Annotated in this window: 22 protein-coding genes and 1 pseudogene; 8 read left to right on the top strand and 15 right to left on the bottom strand. The window is 72.6% G+C overall.

Annotated features, from left to right (window positions below; translation table 11 throughout):
* From LUM46_RS25785 to LUM46_RS25795, 3 genes and pseudogenes are all read right to left on the bottom strand, one after another.
* Positions 1 to 306, bottom strand: a pseudogene (locus tag LUM46_RS25785) (ATP-binding cassette domain-containing protein); the annotation flags it as partial.
* A 116-nt stretch (positions 307 to 422) separates the two neighbouring features.
* Positions 423 to 1,862, bottom strand: coding sequence for a glycoside hydrolase family 30 protein (locus LUM46_RS25790; RefSeq protein ID WP_274998106.1), 1,440 nt, complete (start codon positions 1,860 to 1,862; stop codon positions 423 to 425).
* A 140-nt stretch (positions 1,863 to 2,002) separates the two neighbouring features.
* On the bottom strand, positions 2,003 to 2,686 hold the full coding sequence (locus LUM46_RS25795) for a TetR/AcrR family transcriptional regulator (protein WP_274998107.1): 684 nt from the start codon (positions 2,684 to 2,686) through the stop codon (positions 2,003 to 2,005).
* An 86-nt stretch (positions 2,687 to 2,772) separates the two neighbouring features.
* Here LUM46_RS25795 and LUM46_RS25800 point away from each other — a divergent pair, with 86 nt between their 5' ends.
* A complete protein-coding gene (locus LUM46_RS25800) occupies positions 2,773 to 3,336 on the top strand; it encodes a DUF4386 domain-containing protein (RefSeq protein ID WP_274998108.1) in 564 nt (187 codons plus the stop codon).
* Between the two features lie 40 nt (positions 3,337 to 3,376).
* Here the strand turns inward: LUM46_RS25800 and LUM46_RS25805 are convergent, their stop codons facing one another.
* On the bottom strand, positions 3,377 to 4,228 hold the full coding sequence (locus tag LUM46_RS25805) for a helix-turn-helix domain-containing protein (protein ID WP_274998109.1): 852 nt from the start codon (positions 4,226 to 4,228) through the stop codon (positions 3,377 to 3,379).
* A 142-nt stretch (positions 4,229 to 4,370) separates the two neighbouring features.
* Here LUM46_RS25805 and LUM46_RS25810 point away from each other — a divergent pair, with 142 nt between their 5' ends.
* Positions 4,371 to 5,141 carry an SDR family NAD(P)-dependent oxidoreductase gene (locus tag LUM46_RS25810; RefSeq protein ID WP_274998110.1) on the top strand — a complete coding sequence of 257 codons (771 nt, stop codon included), beginning with the start codon at positions 4,371 to 4,373 and terminating at the stop codon, positions 5,139 to 5,141.
* A 30-nt stretch (positions 5,142 to 5,171) separates the two neighbouring features.
* Here LUM46_RS25810 and LUM46_RS25815 read toward each other — a convergent pair whose 3' ends face one another.
* Positions 5,172 to 5,816, bottom strand: a complete 645-nt coding sequence (locus LUM46_RS25815; RefSeq protein WP_274998111.1) for a GNAT family N-acetyltransferase — start codon at positions 5,814 to 5,816, stop codon at positions 5,172 to 5,174.
* A 183-nt stretch (positions 5,817 to 5,999) separates the two neighbouring features.
* Here LUM46_RS25815 and LUM46_RS25820 point away from each other — a divergent pair, with 183 nt between their 5' ends.
* On the top strand, positions 6,000 to 6,554 hold the full coding sequence (locus LUM46_RS25820) for a nitroreductase family deazaflavin-dependent oxidoreductase (protein ID WP_274998113.1): 555 nt from the start codon (positions 6,000 to 6,002) through the stop codon (positions 6,552 to 6,554).
* Positions 6,555 to 6,571: 17 nt separating this feature from the next.
* On the opposite strand, the gene LUM46_RS25825 is transcribed toward LUM46_RS25820, so the two are convergent.
* Positions 6,572 to 6,748 carry a hypothetical protein gene (locus tag LUM46_RS25825; protein ID WP_274998114.1) on the bottom strand — a complete coding sequence of 59 codons (177 nt, stop codon included), beginning with the start codon at positions 6,746 to 6,748 and terminating at the stop codon, positions 6,572 to 6,574.
* Positions 6,749 to 6,816: 68 nt separating this feature from the next.
* Entirely contained in the window at positions 6,817 to 7,683 is an 867-nt protein-coding gene (locus LUM46_RS25830) for a helix-turn-helix transcriptional regulator (RefSeq protein ID WP_274998115.1), read from the bottom strand.
* A 193-nt stretch (positions 7,684 to 7,876) separates the two neighbouring features.
* Between LUM46_RS25830 and LUM46_RS25835 the strand changes: the two genes are divergently transcribed.
* The 5 genes from LUM46_RS25835 (at position 7,877) to LUM46_RS25855 (ending at position 13,295) form a co-directional block, all read left to right on the top strand.
* Positions 7,877 to 8,734, top strand: a complete 858-nt coding sequence (locus LUM46_RS25835) for an SDR family NAD(P)-dependent oxidoreductase (RefSeq protein WP_274998116.1) — start codon at positions 7,877 to 7,879, stop codon at positions 8,732 to 8,734.
* Between the two features lie 135 nt (positions 8,735 to 8,869).
* A complete protein-coding gene (locus LUM46_RS25840; RefSeq protein WP_274998117.1) occupies positions 8,870 to 10,582 on the top strand; it encodes a PHP domain-containing protein in 1,713 nt (570 codons plus the stop codon).
* A 111-nt stretch (positions 10,583 to 10,693) separates the two neighbouring features.
* Positions 10,694 to 11,653 carry a metal ABC transporter substrate-binding protein gene (locus tag LUM46_RS25845; protein ID WP_274998118.1) on the top strand — a complete coding sequence of 320 codons (960 nt, stop codon included), beginning with the start codon at positions 10,694 to 10,696 and terminating at the stop codon, positions 11,651 to 11,653.
* On the top strand, positions 11,650 to 12,432 hold the full coding sequence (locus LUM46_RS25850) for a metal ABC transporter ATP-binding protein (protein ID WP_274998119.1): 783 nt from the start codon (positions 11,650 to 11,652) through the stop codon (positions 12,430 to 12,432). The genes LUM46_RS25845 and LUM46_RS25850 overlap by 4 nt, the downstream gene beginning before the upstream one ends.
* Complete coding sequence (locus tag LUM46_RS25855; protein WP_274998120.1) at positions 12,429 to 13,295, top strand: metal ABC transporter permease; 867 nt, start codon at positions 12,429 to 12,431, stop codon at positions 13,293 to 13,295. The genes LUM46_RS25850 and LUM46_RS25855 overlap by 4 nt, the downstream gene beginning before the upstream one ends.
* A gap of 173 nt (positions 13,296 to 13,468) precedes the next feature.
* Here LUM46_RS25855 and LUM46_RS25860 read toward each other — a convergent pair whose 3' ends face one another.
* The 8 genes from LUM46_RS25860 to paaA all read right to left on the bottom strand — a co-directional run bounded on the left by LUM46_RS25860 (position 13,469) and on the right by paaA (position 19,839).
* Positions 13,469 to 14,260, bottom strand: a complete 792-nt coding sequence (locus tag LUM46_RS25860; RefSeq protein WP_274998121.1) for an enoyl-CoA hydratase/isomerase family protein — start codon at positions 14,258 to 14,260, stop codon at positions 13,469 to 13,471.
* 85 nt (positions 14,261 to 14,345) lie between these two features.
* Complete coding sequence (locus tag LUM46_RS25865; RefSeq protein ID WP_274998122.1) at positions 14,346 to 15,239, bottom strand: 3-hydroxyacyl-CoA dehydrogenase family protein; 894 nt, start codon at positions 15,237 to 15,239, stop codon at positions 14,346 to 14,348.
* On the bottom strand, positions 15,236 to 15,979 hold the full coding sequence (locus LUM46_RS25870) for an enoyl-CoA hydratase/isomerase family protein (RefSeq protein ID WP_274998123.1): 744 nt from the start codon (positions 15,977 to 15,979) through the stop codon (positions 15,236 to 15,238). Before LUM46_RS25870 ends, LUM46_RS25865 begins: the two co-directional genes overlap by 4 nt.
* A complete protein-coding gene (paaE, locus tag LUM46_RS25875) occupies positions 15,976 to 17,031 on the bottom strand; it encodes a 1,2-phenylacetyl-CoA epoxidase subunit PaaE (protein WP_274998124.1) in 1,056 nt (351 codons plus the stop codon). The genes LUM46_RS25870 and paaE overlap by 4 nt, the downstream gene beginning before the upstream one ends.
* A gap of 1 nt (position 17,032) precedes the next feature.
* A complete protein-coding gene (gene paaD, locus LUM46_RS25880) occupies positions 17,033 to 17,527 on the bottom strand; it encodes a 1,2-phenylacetyl-CoA epoxidase subunit PaaD (RefSeq protein WP_274998171.1) in 495 nt (164 codons plus the stop codon).
* A 23-nt stretch (positions 17,528 to 17,550) separates the two neighbouring features.
* Positions 17,551 to 18,495, bottom strand: coding sequence for a 1,2-phenylacetyl-CoA epoxidase subunit PaaC (gene paaC, locus LUM46_RS25885; RefSeq protein ID WP_274998126.1), 945 nt, complete (start codon positions 18,493 to 18,495; stop codon positions 17,551 to 17,553).
* 46 nt (positions 18,496 to 18,541) lie between these two features.
* The gene (paaB, locus tag LUM46_RS25890; protein WP_274998127.1) at positions 18,542 to 18,838 is read right to left on the bottom strand and encodes a 1,2-phenylacetyl-CoA epoxidase subunit PaaB; all 297 of its coding nucleotides are present in this window, start codon (positions 18,836 to 18,838) and stop codon (positions 18,542 to 18,544) included.
* Positions 18,835 to 19,839 (bottom strand): 1,2-phenylacetyl-CoA epoxidase subunit PaaA, encoded by a 1,005-nt coding sequence (gene paaA / locus LUM46_RS25895; protein ID WP_274998128.1) that lies wholly within the window; start codon positions 19,837 to 19,839, stop codon positions 18,835 to 18,837. The genes paaB and paaA overlap by 4 nt, the downstream gene beginning before the upstream one ends.
* Positions 19,840 to 19,904: the final 65 nt, after the last annotated feature.

Genomic DNA, 19,904 nt, shown 5'->3' on the forward strand with positions numbered 1-19,904 from the left:
TGGAACACGAACCCGACCCGGTCCCGACGCAACCGCGTCAACGCCTTGTCGTTCAGACCAGTGATCTCCGTGCCACCAAGGAACGCCTGCCCCCCCGGACGCCGAGTCCAGACCAGCCAACAGATGCATCAACGTCGACTTACCCGACCCCGACGGCCCCATGATGGCCGTGAACCGACCCTGCTCGAAGTCGACGTCCACGCCATCCAGAGCGCGCACGATCGCCTCGCCCTTGCCATAGGTCTTGGTCAGTGAGCGAGCACGTACGGCGGGTGAGTCCGCGGGGGTATACACGGTGGTGTCCATGGAGGAGACGCTACGGAGAGAAGCCACCGCACGGCGTCAGGCCCCGGGCTGGTTCTGCCGCGGCGTGGTCATACCCTGGTCGTACGGGCTGTCCCCGGTCACCCAGCCGCCCCGGCTCACCCCCGCCCGGACACCAGCGTGACGAGCGACCGGGCCGGCAGGTCCAGCTCCGTGCTCCCACGCACCGAGGTGGCGATCGTGTCGACCCGCTCCAGGTCGTGCTCGTTGTCGGTCAGATAGGTCTTCACGCGGCGGGGCAGGTCGATGTCCGTGCGCACCGGAGCCTCGTTGAGGTTGAGCAGCTGCACCACGCGCGAGCCGTCCGGGTTGCGGTAGGCGGAGACCTTGAGGCCGTCCGTCTCGTGCTCGGCGTCGAACCGGACCGCGCCCGGGTCGATGAACCGGCTGAACGCCGAGAAGACGTAGTACCTCGAGGAGACCCGGTACGTGTCCCCGGCCACGTCGGCCTGGATCAGCGACGCGGAAGCGCCCTGGCTCACGCCGAGCCACCACAGGTAGGCGGTCACCCCCGCCTCCGCCAGCGAGTCGTGCATGTGCTCGGCCATGACGATGCCGTCGGTCGAGACGCCCTGGCCGCCGTCCCAGTTCTCGTTCCACCCGGCCGCCGTGTTCGACGCCGCCCACTCGGACATCCAGACCGGCTTGTCGGTGCCGGCAGGCGTCGCCGACCGGCTGGCGTAGGAGTGCGAGCTGAACACGTCGAGGTGGCGCCACGCCTTCTTGTCGGCCTTGAGCGCATCGAGGTACGGCTTGCCCTGCTCCCAGCCGAACGAGTCGCAGCACACCACGCCGTAGCCGGACTTCTTCGCGACGGGTCCGAGGATGCCGGTGAACTCCGCGGCCTGCTCCGGGGTGAACAGCATCGACTCGTAGCTCGTGTTCCAGTCCGGCTCGTTCGTGAAGGCGATGCTCTCGATGTCGATGCCCTCCTCGGCATAGAAGTCGGCCCACGCCACGAGGTAGTTCGCGTACGCCTCGGTCCAGTCGCCGCTCGCACAGCTCGCATCCGACAGACCGCACAGTGCGCCGCCGCGGACGGCCGAGCCGTTGGTCTTCATGTAGGCCGGGGCGGTCCAGGCGTTGCCGTAGAACCGGTCGACGCCGCGAGCCCTGGCCTCCTGTGCGAACCAGACGGAGCCGTTGTCCCAGCCGTCCCACTGGTACTGCGGCTCGGCGTCGGGACCGCCCGGGTCCTCGGGCTGGATCGACAGCATGACGTCGTAGGTGTCGTGGCTCTGTCCCCCGATCCCGATCCGCAGGATGTCCGGCGCGGCTCCGTCCCGGCCCAGCAGGAGGTCCAGGGCCTCCGAGCGCTGCGGCTCCGAGATCTGGTGCAGCAGCGCGGCCCGCTGGAACGCGCTCGAGAAACCGAAGCCCTCGACGGTCTGGTGTCGGTCCCTCGGCTGGAGGTCGATCGCGGTGCCCGGGTCTCGCCGCTCGGCCGCGACCTGCCCGGCGGCGGCCGGTGCCAGCGCCGCTCCCACGAGGCAGGTGGCGGCCGCGGTGGCCACAGCAACGGAAAGTGCTCGTCTCATGGTGCTCTCCTTTGAGCCCTGGGGGTCGCCTTCCTCACGTGCGACGGTCACGCTATCCCGGAACCGGGCACTGTGAAAACGTTCTCGTCGTGGTTGCGTCCGCAGTCGGCCGGTGCCGACGGCGCAGCGGGCCTGCCCCGTCAGCCGTGTTCCACGAGCGTCTCGACCACGTCGAGGACAAGATCGAGGCCCGGCTCGAACTCGGCGCCGAACGAGTAGCCCGGCTGCAGGACGTGCCCTGCCGCGAACGCCGCCAGGTGGGGATACCGGCCGCCGTCCGGAACCGCCACCATGGCCTCCTCCGGGCCGCCGGCGCCGCTGCTGCCATCCCCGCTGGACGGCACTGCCGCCTCCTGGAGCACGAACCCGTAGACGTACGAGTCCACGAGCGTGTAGGCGCGCGCGGTCATCGGCAGCGACAGCCCGGCACCGAGCAGCACACCCAGCACCACGTCGTGGTGACGGAGCGTCGAGGGTCCCGGCGTCGACCGGGAGTCCAGGACGGCGAGCGCCCAGGGGTGTCGGGCGAGGACGGCGCGTGCGGAGACGGCCCGCGCGCGGAGCGCGGCCCGCCACGGCGACGCCGGGTCGGGCAGGTCGATCTCGGCGAAGACGCGGTCCACCATGCCGTCGAGCACGTCCTCCTTGCCGCGCACGTAGTGATAGAGCGACATCGGCTTGAGGCCGAGCGCCTTCGCGAGCGACCGGATGGTGACGCCCGGCAGCCCGTCCGCGTCGGCGAGTGCGACGGCGGCGTCGAGCACTCGGTCGCGGCTGAGCGGACCGGTGCGGTGCGGGATCTCCTCGGCGGCGTCGTCCGGCACAGCTCATCCCCCTGGTTCCTTGACGGTGCCCTCTCGGCACCTCTACCGTACAAAGTACCCTTACTTAGTACGGTTGGAGCAACCGCATGTCTCACCGTCAGGCCGGCAGATTCGCCGGCGCCCTCTTCCTGGGCGTCTTCCTCCTCTACGGAATGGGCAGTGCGCTCGAGCTCCAGCCGGCCGGGATCACCCTCATGCTCCTCAACTCGGCCGGCGTCGCGGCGATCGGGGTGATCCTGTTCCGGCTGCTGCGCCCGGCGGCGCCCCGGACGGCGCTGCTCTACGTACTCACGCGGCTCACCGAGGCCGTGCTGCTCGCCGTCGGTGTCGTGTTCCTGGCCGGAGGGAACACCTCGGCGAACAACGCCGTGTACGTGGTGGCGATGGTCGTGCTGGGCGTCGGCAGCCTGCCGTTCTGCCTGGCCCTCACCAGGCAGAACGGGACACCCCGCTGGTTCGGCGTGTGGGGTATGGCCGGATACGCCCTGCTCGCGCTCGGCGTGGTGCTGGAGCCCGCCGTCCCCGGCGCGGGTGTCGCGCTGGCGGTCCCCGGCGGCCTCTTCGAGGTCGCCCTGGGCGTGCTGCTGCTCGTCCGCGGCTGGCCGGCGGACACGTCCACGAGCACGCCGCCGGCTGCGGCCGTCCGGTGACGGGCGGGAGGCATCAGATGGCTCAGGCGCCTGAGGCTGCTCAGGTGACGAGATCCTCCGGGCGAGCAGGCGCGGAGTACGAAGCCAGCATCTGGAGCTTGTCGGCCGCGGCGGTGCCCGCGTCCGCGTGATAGACGACGAGCGTCAGGCCAGGCGCGCCGCCGACGGCGAGCTTCTCGCGGTTCAGGGTGAGCGCGCCGACCTCCGGGTGGTCCAGCGTGACGGCAGTGCCCTCCCGCGCCATGACGTCGTGCCGGGCCCAGGCCTCGCGGAAGGTCGGACTGGCGAGGGACAGCTCCCCCACCAGCTCGACCAGCCGGGGGTCGTCCGTCTCGGCGCCCACCAGCTGACGAAAGCCCGCGACCATCTCCGCCGCGACCGCCGCCGGGTCGTAGCCCGCATAGAGCGCCTGCTCGGCAGGATCGAGGAAGACGTCGCGCAGCCGGTTGCGACCGGCCACCAGCCGCGGTGACACCGCCGTGGCCAGGGGGTTGGCCGCGAGCACGTCGAGGTACCGGCCCTCGACGAAGGCTGGCAGCCCGATCGCGCCGAGCAGCTTGAGGGTCCCGGCCGGCACGGTCTCCCGGCGGGCCGGCCGCCGTCGTCGGCGCGGGCGGTCACCGGCCAGACCCAGCAGGTAGGCGGTGCCGGCGTCGTCCAGCTGGAGCACCCGGGCGAGGGACTCCAGGACCTGGACCGACGGGTTGCGGTCGCGCCCCTGCTCGAGCCGCAGGTAGTAGTCGGCGCTGATGCCCGCCAGGAGCGCCACCTCCTCGCGGCGCAGGCCCGGCACGCGGCGCACGCCGCTGCGGGGCAAGCCAACGCGCTCCGGCCCGACACGTTCACGCCGGGCACGGAGGTACTCCCCCAACAGGTTCGGCTCGTCGGTCATCCCCTCCACGGTAGGACGGCCGCGCCGCCGGTGCCTGGTCCTGTCAACCCCAGGATGCGTGGGGTCCTGTCTCCATCCGGGCCCGCGGCGCAGCCTGGGACCAGGAGCCCGGGTCCGCCGGGCCGACAGAAAGGCAGCAGAGATGACCAAGCTCGCACTCGTCACCGGTGCCACGTCGGGGATCGGCCACGCGTTCGCCGACCGGTTCGCGGCGCAGGGACACGACGTGCTCGCGGTCGGCCGCGACGCCGCGCGGCTCGAGGCCCTGGTCGCCGATCACCCCGAGGCCAGGATCCGGACGGTGGTCGCCGACCTGTCGACGGCACAGGGCATCGAGTCGGTGGCGGACGTCGCCGCGGCCGAACCCGTCGACATCCTGGTCAACAACGCGGGCGTGGCGCACTACATGCCGCTCGCGGAGCTGCCCGCCGACAAGGCCGCTGAGCTCGTCCACGTCAAGGTGCTGGCCCCGACGCTGCTCGCCCGCGCCGTGCTCGGCGGCATGCTGGAGCGCGGCAGCGGCGTGATCGTCAATGTCGCCGGGATGATCGCGTTCAGCGGTCCCGCGCCGTCGTCGGTCATGCCGCGCCGAGCCGTCTACGCCGGCGCGCTCGCCGAACTGCTCGCCTTCTCCCAGACCCTGAGCGCCGAGCTGGAGGGCACGGGAGTGCGCGTCCAGGCGCTGCTGCCCGGCGTGGTCGCCACCGAGTTCCATACCCGTCAGGGCCTGGACCTCAGCGGAGTGCCGCGGATGTCGGCGCAGGACGTCGTCACAGCGAGCCTGCGCGGCCTGGAGCTCGGTGAGGTCGCCACCGCGCCGGGCGTCGAGGATGCCGGTCTGCTCGACGCCGTGTTCGCCGCGAACCTCGCCGCGTTCGGCGGCCAGAGCCCGCAGCTCGCGTCCCGCTACTGAGCCCGGCTCGCCGGACCTCCCGGAACCGGGTCAGCCACCGGCCGAGGACTCGCGCCGGTACACGAACCCGGCGAGCGGAGCCTGCACCCGCCAGCCCAACGACTCGTACAGGGCCCTGCCCTCGACGCTCGCGCCGAGCACTGCCGTCGCCGCGCCGCGCTCGGCGGCGATGTTCGCGAGGCGGCGCATCACCAGGCTGCCCAGACCGCGGCGCCGGTGCGCCGGCTCGGTCTCCACCTGGTCGACGACGGCGCACTCGCCGGTCACCACGACCTGACCGCGGGCGGCGAGCACGCCGTCGTCGGCAAGCACCCGGAGGAACGTCACAGCGCCCTCGGTCTCGGTGCGCACCGCATAACCGTCCGGGGTGCGGGTGGCCGAGGAGCGCAGATCCGTCGCCATGAGGAAGGTCAGGGGCCCTTCCGTCCAGCCCGGAGGCAACCAGGAGGCGACGACCTCCGGCTCGACGAACGCCTTGAGCCAGGTGCTCGGCACGGTGACCGACCCGGCGACCCGGCGGACGGTCGCCTCGTCGGCGTCGAGCAGCACGTACCGCGCCACGTGGTGCGGCAGGCCGACGTCGACCCGGAAGCCCTCCAGCAGCTCGACCGGCGGTTCGGTCCCGCGCGAGACCGCCCAGCCGGCCACCCAGGCACGGGCGAGCCGAGACACCATCACGATCCTCCTCCCGCCGCGGCGGGCATGTTGCATGGCCGCTCGATGCTACTGCGCAGAGAGCGTCCGGTCGTGCAGCGAGGGCCGGTCGCGAAACCTACCGGCGCTGCGGTGCGTTGACACGCAGGACGCACCGCACGCACCGCTGGACCGAACCACGCTGGACCGAACCAGGGAGAGACCATGATGGATGTGCTCGTGCACGGCGCCGCCGCAGGCGGAGACGCTACGTGGAGCAGCGTAGGGACCGCGGCCCTCTGGGTGGTCGCCGGCCTGGCGGTGCTGGCGCTCGGCGTGCTCCTGGCACTCGTGCTCGCCATGCGCACCAAGCACCCCCGGGCACTCGCCGTCATCCGGGGTTTCAACCGGCGGTTCAACAACCCTCGGATGCTGCGGGCCGCGGGCAGGGCCGGGTCCAAGCTGGCCGTGGTCAGGCACGTGGGACGGCGCTCCGGGACGTCGTACGCGACGCCCATCGGCGTCTTCCCCCTGGAGGACGACTTCCTCGCCATCCTCTCGTACGGGTCCGACACGGACTGGCTGCGCAACATCCGCGCGGCCGGCTCGGCGGAGCTGGTGTCCGACGGGCAGACGTACCGGGTGGCAGCCGGACAGGTCATCGGTCGGGACGAGGCGCTGCCCTACGTGCCCTCGGGACAGCTGCCGTTCGTGCGCCTCTTCGGAGTCACCGACTTTCTCGTGCTGCAGCGCGTCCCCGTGACCCACCCCGCGGCCTGACGTCGCGGTGAGCTGGCTCAGGCGGCGGGCGGGCGGTCGCCCTCGCCGGTGAGCGTGGCCGCGGCGGGCCGGCTCCGCCGTCCGACGACGAAGCCCACCGCGCCGCCGACAAGGAGCGCTCCGGCGCCCGAGAGCAGCGCCGCCGCGCGCGACGGACGGGGTGTCGAGGACCGTGGTGCTGTCGTGTCGGCCATCGGCCCGGGCCGGGTCGCCGGGTGCAACCGTCGGCCTGGGGGGGCAACCGTCTGCCGGGCGGCAACCGTCAGACCGAGCGCACGGCACCCGCACCGGACAGCGACCAGCTCGCCAGGAGGCTCAGCGCACGCTGCGACGGAGAGCCCGCCTCGGTCGAGTAGACGTACAGGGTCGTGTCCGGGTCACCCGGGAGCAGCAGGGTCTCGTACTCGACCGTGAGGTCTCCGACCACCGGATGGCGCAGCCGCTTGGACCCGTGCGTGCGCTGGTTGACCCGGTGCTCGTCCCACCACCTGCCGAACTCGGCGCTGGACGCGCGCAGCTCCGTGATCAGCTCCGCCGTCGCGCGGTCCGCCGGATCGTTCCCGGCCTCCAGCCGCAAGTTCTCGACGGCGACCCGGGCCTGCTCCTCCCAGTCGACGAACAGCGATCGCGCGCCCTCGTCGAGGAGCAGCCAGCGCGCGTAGTTGCGCTGCGGGGCGGGGAACCGCTCGAAGTCGGTGAAGAGCGCCTTGCCCATCCGGTTCTGCGCGAGCACGTCCGCACGGCGCCCGAGCACCAGCACGGGCACCTCGCCGAGGGCGTCGAGCAGCTGGTACAGCCCCGGGCGGACCCGCTGGACCGGACGCGTCCGTGCCAGCGGAGCTCGGGTGCCGAGGCCGATCAGGTCCGCAAGGTGGGCGCGCCCCGCGTCGTCCAGGCCCAGCGCCCGTCCGACGGCGTCGACCACCGACGGGGACGGCACGATGCGGCGGCCCTGCTCGAGCCGTGCGTAGTAGTCCGTGGAGACGCCGGCCAGGAACGCGACCTCTTCCCGGCGCAGGCCCGGCACCCGGCGCACCCGGCCGTCCGCCGGCAGACCGGCCCGGGACGCGTCGCACTGGCTGCGTGCCCGGCGCAGGAAGTCCGCCAGCTCGGTGTTCTTCTCCGGCATACCTCCATTCTGGCCAGCCGACCGGGCCGGCGCACCCATCAGGGTGGACCGCTCAGTCCTCGGCACGGCAGGTCCAGGACGCACGAGGCCTTCTACGGAGCCCCCGGGCCGACGTCGCGGCGGGAGTCTTGACGTGTCGGCACGCCGTGCCACACCACTCAGCCGACTCGGCCCCCTCAGAAGGAGACCCACCATGGCCTACCCCACCGACCGTCCCGCCACCTGGTTCGTCACCGGCGCCTCGCGCGGCCTCGGACTCGAGCTCGTCCAGCAGCTGCTCCGGCGCGGCGACAACGTCGCGGCGACGACCCGCTCCGCCGAGCGTCTGGCCGGCGCCCTCGAGAACACCGACACGTCCCGGCTGCTCCCCCTGGCGGTCGACCTCACCGACGAGACCCAGGTCGCGCGGGCCGTCGCCGACACCACCGAACACTTCGGCCGCCTGGATGTCGTCGTGAACAACGCCGGCTACGGCTACCTCGCCGCCGTCGAGGAGGTCTCCGACACGGACGCCCGCACGATGTTCGACGTCCAGGTCTTCGGGGCGTGGAACGTGCTGCGCGCCGTGCTGCCGGGCTTCCGCGAGCGCCGCTCCGGCCACGTCATCAACGTGTCCTCCATCGTGGGACTGGTGCCCTTCCCGGGCTGGGGCCTGTACGCGGCCGGCAAGTCCGCCCTGGAGGCGATCTCGGAGTCCCTGGCCGCCGAGGTGGCGGACCACGGCATCAGGGTGAACACCGTCGAGCCCGGCTACCTGCGCACCGACTTCCTGCGCCCGGTCTCGCTCGGCCTGCCCTCGTCGACCAGCGACGCCTACCCGGCCGTCCGCGAGATGGTCGAGCAGCACCTGGGCATGCCCGGGACCCAGCTCGGCGACCCCGCAAAGGCTGCCGCGGCGATCATCACGGTCGCGACCACCGGCGACGCGCCGTTGCACCAGCTGCTCGGCTCGGACTCCGTGTCCCTGGCGGATGCCCGTCTCCAGTCCCTCGCCGACGAGTTCGCGGCCGGCCGTCAGCTCGCCACGACCACGGACATCGTCCCGGGCTGAACGGCACGGACCGCGGCGCCGGAGCGTTCATCGCCGGGCAACACGCGGTTCAGGGCGCCGACACCGGTGGTTGTCAGGGTGGGCCGCGCTTCCGCCCGGATCGGGAGCACACCCCCGAACCCGAGGAGCCCCGCCGTGCCCGAGCCCACCACCGAGCCCACCCCCGCCGCTGCCGCCACCACCACCCCGACCACCCCCGGCCCGCTGCGCGCCTCCCGGCGCGGCTTCCTCCTCGGAGCCGGGGCCGTCGGGGCCGGACTCGTGGCCGCAGGGTCGGGGGCCACCACCGCGAGCGCCGCACCGGACCGCACACCCGCTCGCTCTCGCGCCCGCCAGGGCGGCTATGTCTGGCTCGCCGGGGACCACCACCTGCACAGCCGGTACAGCAACGACGCGATGTACCGGATCGACGACCAGGCGGTCCGTGCGATCGACGGCGGGCTGGACTGGATCGTCATCACGGACCACGGCAACGCGGCGTTCGCGGCCCACAGCATCGCGCCGCAGCGCGAGGACATCCTCGCGGCCAGGGAGCGGCACGGCGAGGACCTGCTCCTCTTCAACGGCCTGGAGTGGAACATCCCGGGCGCCGAGCACACCACGTTCATGATGGCGCCGGGAGCAGGCGAGCCCCGTGCCCTCCAGGAGCTGGTGGACAGGTACGACGCGCTGGTGGTCGACGCGCGTGACGGCACTCCCGAGAACGAGGCGCTGGCGCTCGCCGCACTCAAGCACATCGCCGCCACCGTGCGATCCGGCCGGCTCGCGGACGCGCTGGTGCTGCCCAACCACCCGGCCCGCAAGGGCATCGACTCCCCCGCCGAGCTGCGCGCCTGGCAGGACGCGGCGCCGGACGTCGTCATCGGCTTCGAGGGTGCGCCCGGCCACCAGGCGGCGGGCCTGCCCGCGCCAGGCATGGCGCGCGGCCGCGGCCTCTACGACGGCGGCCCGGGACAGTACTCCTTCCCGGGGTACCCCGCGGAGAGCTACCGCACGTGGGGCGGCTTCGACTGGATGACCGCCACGGTCGGGGGCGTGTGGGACTCCTTGCTGTCCGAGGGCCGCCGGTGGTGGATCACCACCACGTCGGACGGCCACCAGGGTTGCGGCGACTGGGTCAAGAACCCCGTCGACCCGCTCGACCAGACGGGCTACGACAAGATTCCGTACAACGAGGACGGCGACACGTTCCAGACCACCGGCGTCTACCCGCCGCCGGTCGGTGCCGGCCGACCCGTCGCCGAGTACAGCTCCTTCCCGCCCGGTGCGTACAACAAGACCTGGGTCGGGGCCGAGAACTTCAGCCACCGTGCGGTGATGGACGCGATGCGGGCGGGCCGGATGTGGGTCTGCTTCGGCGATCTCGTCGCCGGGCTGGACGTCCAGCTCGGGGTCAAGGGCCGGGGTGGCCACCGCCGTCGCGCGACCCTCGGCGGGGAGCTGGTGGTCGCGACAGGGACGGAGGTCGAGCTGACCGTCACCGTCGACCTGGCGGACGGCGTCAACCACGCCGGGCTCCTGCCCGAGCTGGCCCGCGTCGACCTGATCCGTGGCAGGGTGACCGGCCCGAGCGCCGACCCCGACGCGCTCTACGCGCCGGGCACCAGGGTGGCGCACTCGTGGGACACTTCCGGGCGCTCCGGGTCGGTGACGCTCACCCACTCCTTCGTGGCCGAGCACGACGGCTACGTCCGGCTCCGCGGCACCGACGGCAAGCGCAGCCAGCCCGGTTACCTGGGCGCGGACGTCGACCCGGCGGGGCCGGCGCAGGACGTCCTCGGCGGGGTCAACCCCTGGGACGACCTCTGGTTCTACACGAACCCGATCTTCCTCAGGGTCCGCGGGTAGTCCGCGAAGGGTGCGCCAGTAGCAGCGCCGAGTCGCCGCCGAGCGCCGCCCGACTGAAGTTCGGGTAGGGGAGTCCTTGTTTTCGGACGTCCGAACTTCTAGTCTCACGACATGCCCAGCACGCGTCGCTCCCCCGTCGTCGTCCGCCTCGCTCTGCCCGCCGTCCTGTCCCTCGCCCTGGCCGCGAGCACGCTGTCCGGCTGCACGGCCTCGGCTCAGGGGCAGGGGGCGGACGACCGGCCGGTCGTCCTGACGACGTTCACGGTGCTGGCGGACGTCGCGCAGAACGTGGCCGGTGACCATCTCCGGGTCGAGTCGATCACCAAGGCCGGCGCGGAGATCCACGGGTACGAGCCGACGCCGCGCGACATCGCCAAGGCATCGGAGGCGGACCTCATCCTGGACAACGGGCTGAACCTCGAGTCGTGGTTCGGGCAGTTCGTGGAGTCGGTGGACGTGCCGCACGTGGTGGTGTCGGACGGCGTCGAGCCGCTGGACATCACCGAGGACATCACCGAGGACGCCTCCACGGGCAAGCCGAACCCGCACGCGTGGATGAGCCCGGTCAACGTGCAGGTCTACGTCGACAACATGGTCGAGGCGTTCGGTGACCTCGACCCGGCGCACGCCGACGAGTTCGAGGCCAACGGCGCGGCGTACCAGGCGGAGCTGCAGGAGGTGCAGGACGAGCTGGTCGACGGGCTGTCGGCGCTACCCGAGCACCAGCGGGCGCTCGTGACCTGCGAGGGCGCGTTCTCCTACCTCGCACGCGACGCCGGCCTGACCGAGCGGTACATCTGGCCCGTGAACGCCGAGCAGCAGGCCACGCCGCAGCAGATCACGTCCGCGATCGAGTTCGTCCGGGCCAACGACGTCCCCGCCGTCTTCTGCGAGTCCACGGTCTCGGACAAGCCGATGCGGCAGGTCGTCGACGCGACCGGTGCGGCGTTCGGCGGCACGCTCTACGTCGACTCCCTCTCCGAGCCCGACGGGCCGGTGCCGACCTACCTCGACCTGATCCGGTACGACACCGAGACCATCGTCGGCGCGCTCACCGGGAGCGCCTCGTGACGGCGCCCCCGGCGATCGAGGTGGCCGACGTCGCCGTCCGCTACGGCGAGGTCCTGGCCCTGGACGGCGTGTCCCTGAGCATCGCGCCGGGACGGGTGACCGGGCTGGTCGGGATGAACGGATCGGGCAAGTCGACGCTGTTCAAGGCCATCATGGGCATGGTCCGCCCCGACCGCGGGCACGTCCTGATCGACGGCGCCGCCCCCGTCGCGGCGCGCCGGCGGGGCCTTGTCGGCTACGTGCCGCAGAGCGAGGACGTCGACTGGGCCTTTCCCGTCTCCGTCCGGGACGTGGTCATGATGGGCCGCTACGGCCGGCAGGGCCTCACCCGGCGCGCCCGGCCCGCCGACCACGTCGCCGTCGCCGACGCCCTCGACCGCGTGGAGCTCACCGGCTACGCCGAGCGGCAGATCGGGCAGCTCTCCGGCGGACAGCGCAAGCGCGCGTTCGTCGCCCGCGGCATCGCCCAGGACGCCCGGATCCTGCTGCTGGACGAACCCTTCGCCGGCGTCGACAAGCGCTCGGAGGCCACCATCGTGCGGCTGCTCAGAGAGCTGGCGGACGACGGCCGCACCGTCCTGGTGTCCACCCACGACCTGCACGCCCTCCCGCGGCTCGCGGACGAGGCGGTGCTCCTGCTGCACCGGGTCCTGTTCCACGGCGACGTGTCGGAGGCGCTACGGCCGGACCACCTCGCCCGGGCCTTCGGCCTCGACGTGCTGGACCTGGACCTGGACCGGGACCAGGACCAGGACCTGAACCGGGAGGGACCCGCATGACCGTCCTCGACCTGCTCCTGGAGCCGCTGCAGTTCGACTTCATGGTCCGCGCGCTCGCGACGACCGTCATCGCCGCGATCGTGTGCGCGCTCCTGTCGTGCTGGCTCGTCCTGGTCGGCTGGTCGCTGATGGGCGACGCCGTCTCGCACGCCGTCCTGCCCGGCGTCGTGATCGCCTACGTGCTCGGCGCGCCGTTCGCGCTCGGGGCCCTCGTGTTCGGGTTCCTCGCCGTGGCCCTCATCGGCGCGATCCGCGGCACGAGCCGGATCAAGGAGGATGCCGCGATCGGGATCGTGTTCACCACGCTCTTCGCTCTCGGGCTCGTCCTCATCTCCGTCACGCCGAGCCACACGGACCTGAACCACATCATCTTCGGCAACATCCTCGGCGTCTCCGACCCGGACCTGGTCCAGATCGCGGTCCTGGCCGCCATCGCCTTCGTGATCCTGGTCCTCAAGCGCCGCGACCTGACCCTGTACGCGTTCGACCCCCTGCACGCCCACGCCATCGGGCTCTCGCCGCGGTTCCTCGGGGCGCTGCTGCTCGGTCTCCTCGCCCTGACCGCCGTCGTCGCCCTCCAGGTGGTCGGCGTGATCCTGGTCGTGGCGATGCTGATCATCCCCGGCGCCACCGCGCACCTGCTCACCGACCGGTTCGGTCGCATGCTCGTGATCGCCCCGGTGCTGTCGGCGACCTGCTCCGTGGTGGGCATCTACCTCAGTTACTGGCTCGACGCCGCCTCGGGCGGGCTCGTCGTCCTCGTGCAGGGCGCCGCGTTCCTGCTCGCCTACCTGTTCAGCCCGCGCCACGGTCTGCTCGGCAAGCTCCCCGCGGCCCGACGGCGGACAGCCGTCGCGAACTGAGCACGGGCCGCGGATATCCCCCGTCGCCGTGTCGCCGAGCTGGCGAATTCGGTCCGTTGCACAGCGTGGCTCGTGACTTCGGTCCGTTGCTCTGACTTCGGTCGGTTGATTGACCGATCTCACAGCAACGGACCGAAGTCGCGCAGCGGACGCGCGGCCTGGCGGACCCCCGCTCACCGGCCGGTGAAGACCGGCGCCTCCCGGTTCAGGAACGAGGCGACGGCGGCGGCGTGATCGCTGGTCGCGCCGCACGTGACCTGGCCGAGCGCCTCTGCCTCCAGCGCCTCGTCGAGGCTCAGGCCGGGCGCCCGCCCGATCAGGCGCTTGCTCTGCGCGAACGCGGCGGTCGGTCCCGCGGCGAGCTGCCGGGCGAGGTCGATCGCCCGGGGCAGCACGTCCTCGGCGTCGGATGTCTCCCCGGAGATGCCCCAGGCGATGGCCTCCTCCGGGGTGAAGGTCCGCCCGAACAGGATCAGCTCCTTCGCCCGGGCGTCCCCGACGGCGCGCGGCAGCGTGACGGACAGGCCGGTGTCGAAGGTCAGGCCGATGCCGGTGAACGCGGTCGCCAGCTTGATGCCGGCCGCGAAGACCCGGTGGTCGCAGGCCAGCGCGAGCCCGAGCCCCGCACCGGCACAGGGCCCGCCCACGGCGGCGATCACCGGCTTGGGCATGGTCAGCAGGTTCCGCACGATCGGCGTGTAGTGCTCGCGGACCGTCGCGAACGCCGACTCCGCGCCGTCCCCCAGGGCCGCTGAGTGCTCGCCCAGGTCCTGGCCCAGGCAGAACGCCCTGGCCGACCCGGTGAGCACCACCGCGCGCACCTGCTCGTCGGCGGCGACGTCCGCGACGGCGTCGCGCAGCGCCGCCTTGGACGCGGCCGTCAGTGCGTTGCGGTGCTCGGGGTCGTCCAGCGTGATCGTCGCGAGCGCATCCCTGCGCTCGACGACGACGGGGGTGTCGGTCATCTCAGCTCCTCCAGAGTCCACGGTCGGCCTCGTCGCCGATCGTCGCTACCGTCAGTACACGTCACCACACACGTCACCACACAGGTCACCACAGGTAGAAGCCCTGCCCGGTCTTGCGTCCCAGCTCGCCCGCCGCGACCTTGTCCCGGAGCACCTGCGGCGGCGCGAACCGTGGCCCCAGCTCGCGCTCGAGGTGCTCGGCGATGTCCAGCCGCACGTCGAGCCCGACGATATCGGTGGTGCGCAACGGACCCACCGGGTGCCGGTAGCCCAGGGTCATCGCCGCGTCGATGTCAGCGGCGTCGGCCACGCCCTCCTCCAGCATGCGCATGGCCTCCAGCGCGATGGCCACACCGAGCCGGCTGCTCGCGAAGCCCGGCGAGTCCCGGACGGTGATCGCCGTCCTGCCCAGCCCGGCGACCCAGCGCTGGGCTTCCCCGACCAGGCCGGGCGCGGTCCGCCGTCCGACCACCACCTCGATCAGGTCGCTGACCGGGACGGGATTGAAGAAGTGCAGCCCGACCAGGCGCGACGGGTCGGGCAGCGCGTCGGCCAGGACGTCGATCGACAGGGAGCTCGTGTTGCTGCCGACGGCCGCACCGGGGGCCACGGCGGCGATCCGCCGCAGCACGTCGCGCTTGAGGTCCGCCAGCTCGGGGACCGCCTCGACCACCAGCGCGCAGCCCGCCAGCGCGGCGGCGTCGGTCACCACCTCGAACGTGCCGGTCGCCCGCACGCCTCTGTCCGCTGCCCTGTCCACTGCCCTGGCCGCCTCCTTGGCCGCCTCCTTGGCCGCCGCCTTGGCGAGGCTCGCGGCGATCCGCTCGCGCGCCTCCCCCGCCGACGCCGCGTCGCTCTCGACGACGGTGACGGCGGCGCCCGCGATCACGAAGGCGTGCGCGATGCCGGCGCCCATGCGCCCGCCGCCGTACACCCCCACGTTCTCCGGGACGGTGCGCCCGGTGGTGTGCTCTGTCATGGCCGCCCCTTGCGGCGGTCGAGGAACGCCGTCATCCGGTCGGTCTTGTCCTGGGTCTCGAACAGCACCGCCTGCGCGATGTTGTCGACGAGCGGGTGCGCGTCGCGTGGCGCGTCCAGGACGGACTTGGTGAGCCGCACGGCCAGCGGCGCCTGGGCGGTGATGCGGTCGGCGAGGCGGTGCCCGGCCGGCTCGAGGTCGTCGGCGGCGACCACCTCGTGGAGCAGGCGGACCGCGAGCGCCTCGTCGGCGTCGAGCACGCGCCCCGCCAGCAGGATCTCCTTGGCCAGCGGCTCGCCGACGAGCTCCTTCAGCCGCCAGGCGGCGCCGGCCGCGGCGAGGATGCCCAGGCCCGGCTCCGGGTTGCCGATCCTGGTCGCGGGGGTGCCGATCCGGAAGTCGCACGCGTAGGCGAGCTCCGCGCCGCCTCCGAGGGCGTACCCGTCGACGAGTGCGACGACGGGCATCGGCAGCCGGTGGACCCGGTCGAAGATGCCCGAGTTGATGCCGGCGAGCGCGTCGTCCCGGCGCCGTTCGCGGAGCTGGGCGATGTCCGCCCCCGCCGCGAAGGTGCCGCCGGTGCCGATGAGCAGCGCCACGCGTGGTGCTGCCTCCAACGCGGCGCACGCGTCGTGCAGGGCCTCGACCGTCGCGCTGTCGATGGCGTTGCGGACCTCTGGCCGGTTCAGCCGCAGGACCACCCGGTCGTCGTGCTCCTCGACCAGCAGCGGCGCGCTCATGCGTCGAAGTCCACGGTCACCGCGTCGCCGACCGGGAACGTCTGGCAGGTGAGGACGAAGCCGGCGGCGACCTCCTCCGGCTCGAGGGCGTAATTGCGCACCATGTCGACCGCGCCGTCGCGCACCCGGGCCCGGCAGGTGCCGCACACCCCGCCCTTGCACGCGAAGGGCAGGTCGGCGCGGACCTCCTGCGCGGCGTCGAGGAGCCGTTTGTCCTGCGGCATCGCGCTGGTGGTCGAGCGGCCGTCGAGGATCACCGTCACCTCGCTCGTCGCGCCGTCCACCACCCGGTCCGGATGCCGCAGCTCCGGCGGGGGCTCGTCGACCCAGAAGAGCTCGACGTGCACCCGCTCGGCCGGGACCCCGAGCTCCGCCAGCACCGCCCGGGCCTCGGTCAGCATGCCGAAGGGCCCGCAGAGCCAGACGTGGTCCATGTCGGCGACGGGGACGACGAGGGTCAGCAGGTCACGCAGCCGGTCGCCGTCGAGCCGGCCCGAGAACAGCTCCACGTCACGTGGCTCCCGGGACAGGACGTGGACCAGGTCGAGCTGGTCGTGGTGGGCATCCTTGAGGTCCGCGAGCTCCTCGGCGAACATCACGGAGCTGGTCGTGCGGTTGCCGTAGAGCAGGGTGGCCCGCGCGTCCGGGTTGCCGAGCACCGTGGACATGATCGAGAGCATCGGCGTGATGCCCGAGCCCGCCGCGATGCACAGGTGTCGCCCGCCCTGCGCCGGGTCGGCCCGGAAGCTGCCGCTCGGGGGCAGCACCTCCACGCGGTCCCCGGGCCTGACCTCGCGCACCAGCCAGGACGAGAACAGGCCGTCGGGGATCTCGCGGACGCCGATCCGTGGCGCGCTGCCCGCCGGCGCGCAGATGGAGTAGGTGCGTCGCTGCTCGACGCCGTCGACGACGCGGCGCAGCGTCAGCGACTGGCCGGCGGCGAAGTCGAACACGTCCCGCAGCTCGGCGGGCAGGTCGAAGGTGACGGCGGCCGCGTCGTCGGTGAGCTGCTCGACGTCGGTCACGGTGAGCGTGTGGAACGTGGCGGTCACGTCAGATCTCCTTCACGTGCTCGAACGGCTCCAGGCAGGCCCGGCAGCGGTACAGCGCCTTGCAGGCGGTGGAGCCGAACTCCGAGCCGACCGTCACGTCGTCGGACCCGCACAGCGGGCAGCGCACGGCGCGCCGCGCGGGCGTGAGCCGCAGCAGCACCGGGCCGGAGCGTTGCGGGGCCGGACCCGGCGGGGAGATCCCCGCGGCGGCGAGCGCCGCCCGTCCCGCGGGAGTGATCCAGTCGGTGGTCCAGGCGGGCTCGAGGACGACGCGCACCCGCGCGTCGGCGAACCCTGCGGCGCGCAGCTCGCGCACGAGGTCGTCGCGCATGGCCGCCATCGCGGGGCACCCGGAGTAGGTGGGCGTGATCGCGGCGACGACGGCCCCGTCGTCGTCGACGGTGACGTCGCGCAGCACGCCGAGGTCGGCGAGCGTGAGCATCGGGAGCTCGGGGTCGACGACGGCGGAGGCGGCCTCCCGCGCTCGGGCGAGCATCCGGTCCCGGTCGAGCAGGGCGCTCACCACTGCCCCCCGGGGTGGGCGCGCGCCACGACCTGCATCTCCGCGAGCAGCGCAGTGAGCGCCTCGGTGTGCTCGCCGTCGCGCCCCGTGCGGCCATCGCGCCCGTGGTCCGCCGCGTGCGGGGGCTGGGCAGGCCGCTCGACACCGCTCGCCGCCAGCACCTGGTCGAGGACCGCCTCGACGTCGGCGGCGACATCCGCCGGGTCGACGCCGACGCCCGACCGCGCGGCCGCCCGCTCGACGTCGTGCGTCTCGAAGAGCTCGGTCCAGAACGGCCACAGGGCGTCGAGCCCGGCCACCAGCCGCCGCCGGGACTCGTCGGTGCCGCGGGCCAGCGTCAGGAACCAGCGGCCGGCGAAGTCGCGGTGGTAGGTGAGCTCCTTGACGGCCTTGGCGGCCACCGCGGCGAGGACGGCGTCCCGGCTCTGGTTCAGCCGGTCGAGGAGCGCCAGGCGCCACGACGAGAAGAGCAGGATCCGGACGACGGTCTGCGCGAAGTCGCCGCCCGGCACCTCCGCGAGCCGCACGTTGCGGAACTGCGGGGCGTCGCGGAAGAACGCCAGCCGGTCCTCGTCCGGGACCGGTGAGCTGTCGGGCAGCGTGGGCACCTGCGAGCCGTCCGCGGCCGCCGCGCGGGCGAGCAGCAGGCGCGCCTGCCCGAGCAGGTCGAGCGCGATGTTGGACAGCGCAATGTCCTCCTCGAGGTCGGGCGCGTTGCTGCACCACTCGGCGAGCCGCTGGGACAGCACGAGGGCGTCGTCGCCGAGCATCAGGCAGTAGGTCGCGAGCGTCGCCGGGTCCACGCCGTCGGGCACCGTGGTGTCCACGCCGGCGAGCGGGTCCTCGAAGTCGGTGCCGAAGGCCCAGTGGGCGTCGTTGACGAGCAGTCCGGCGTAGGCGTTGTCGTGGTCGTCGGGCTCGTGCGTCCGGACGTCAGGCATGTGGTGCGCTCCCTCGATGTACTGGCCGTCTACATGTGCGGGACATCTACATGTGCGGGACGTCGGCGGGGATGTCGTAGAACGTGGGGTGCCGGTAGACCTTGTCCCCGCTGGGTGCGAAGAGGGGGTCCTTCTCGTCCGGGCTGGATGCGGTGATGGCGGACGAGCGGACCACCCAGATGCTCACGCCCTCGTTGCGGCGGGTGTAGACGTCACGGGCGTGACGCAGCGCCAGCTGGTCGTCCGGCGCGTGCAGCGACCCGACGTGGACGTGGTTGAGGCCGCGCTTGCCGCGGACGAACACCTCGTAGAGCGGCCACTCGCCGCGGATCTCACTGGTCATGCCGTCCTCGGCCCGTCGCTCGTGTCGCTGCTCGTGTCACTGCTCGTGTCACTGCCGTCGCCGGCCGCGAACGCGAGCGCCGCCTCGCGGACCCACGCGCCGTCGTCCCAGGCCTTCTTGCGGTGCGCGACCCGCTGCGCGTTGCACGGGCCGTTCCCCTTCACGACGTCCCAGAACTCGTCCCAGTCCGGCTGACCGAAGTCGTGCGCGCCGCGCTCCTCGTTCCAGACCAGCTCGGGGTCGGGAAGGGTCACGCCGAGCGCCTTCGCCTGCGGAACCGTCATGTCGACGAAGCGCTGGCGCAGCTCGTCGTTCGTATGCGTCTTGACGCCCCACGCCATGGACCGGGCGGTGTTGGGCGACTCGTCGTCCGGCGGGCCGAACATCATCAGCGACGGCCACCAGAACCGGTCGACGGACTCCTGGACCATGGCCCGCTGCTCGTCGGTCCCGCGCATCATCGTCATCAGCAGCTCGTAGCCCTGCCGCTGGTGGAAGGACTCCTCCTTGCAGATGCGGATCATCGCCCGGCCGTACGGGCCGAACGACGTACGGCACAGGGGCACCTGGTTGCAGATGGCGGCGCCGTCGACCAGCCAGCCGATGGTGCCCACGTCCGCGTACGAGAGCGTCGGGTAGTTGAAGATCGAGGAGTACTTCTGCCGCCCGCTGATCAGCATCTCGGTGAGCTCCTGGCGCGAGACGCCCAGCGTCTCCGCCGCCGAGTACAGGTAGAGGCCGTGCCCCGCCTCGTCCTGGACCTTCGCCAGCAGGATCGCCTTGCGCCGCAGCGACGGCGCGCGGCCGATCCAGGCGCCCTCCGGCTGCATGCCGATGATCTCGGAGTGGGCGTGCTGGGCGACCTGCCGCACCAGCGTCCTGCGGTAGGCGTCGGGCATCCAGTCGCGCGGTTCGACGCGGTCCTTGCGGTTGATCACGGCTTCGAAGCGCGCCTCGAGCTGGGCCTCGCTCTCCTGCTCGGGCTCGGCGACTACCGGCATGGGCACCTCCAGGGCGCGGCTGTGACTATTTACTGACCGATCGTTCTGTACTAGATTGACACAGC

It is taken from the genome of Promicromonospora iranensis, from assembly GCF_028994805.1.
Lineage (GTDB): Bacteria > Actinomycetota > Actinomycetes > Actinomycetales > Cellulomonadaceae > Promicromonospora > Promicromonospora iranensis.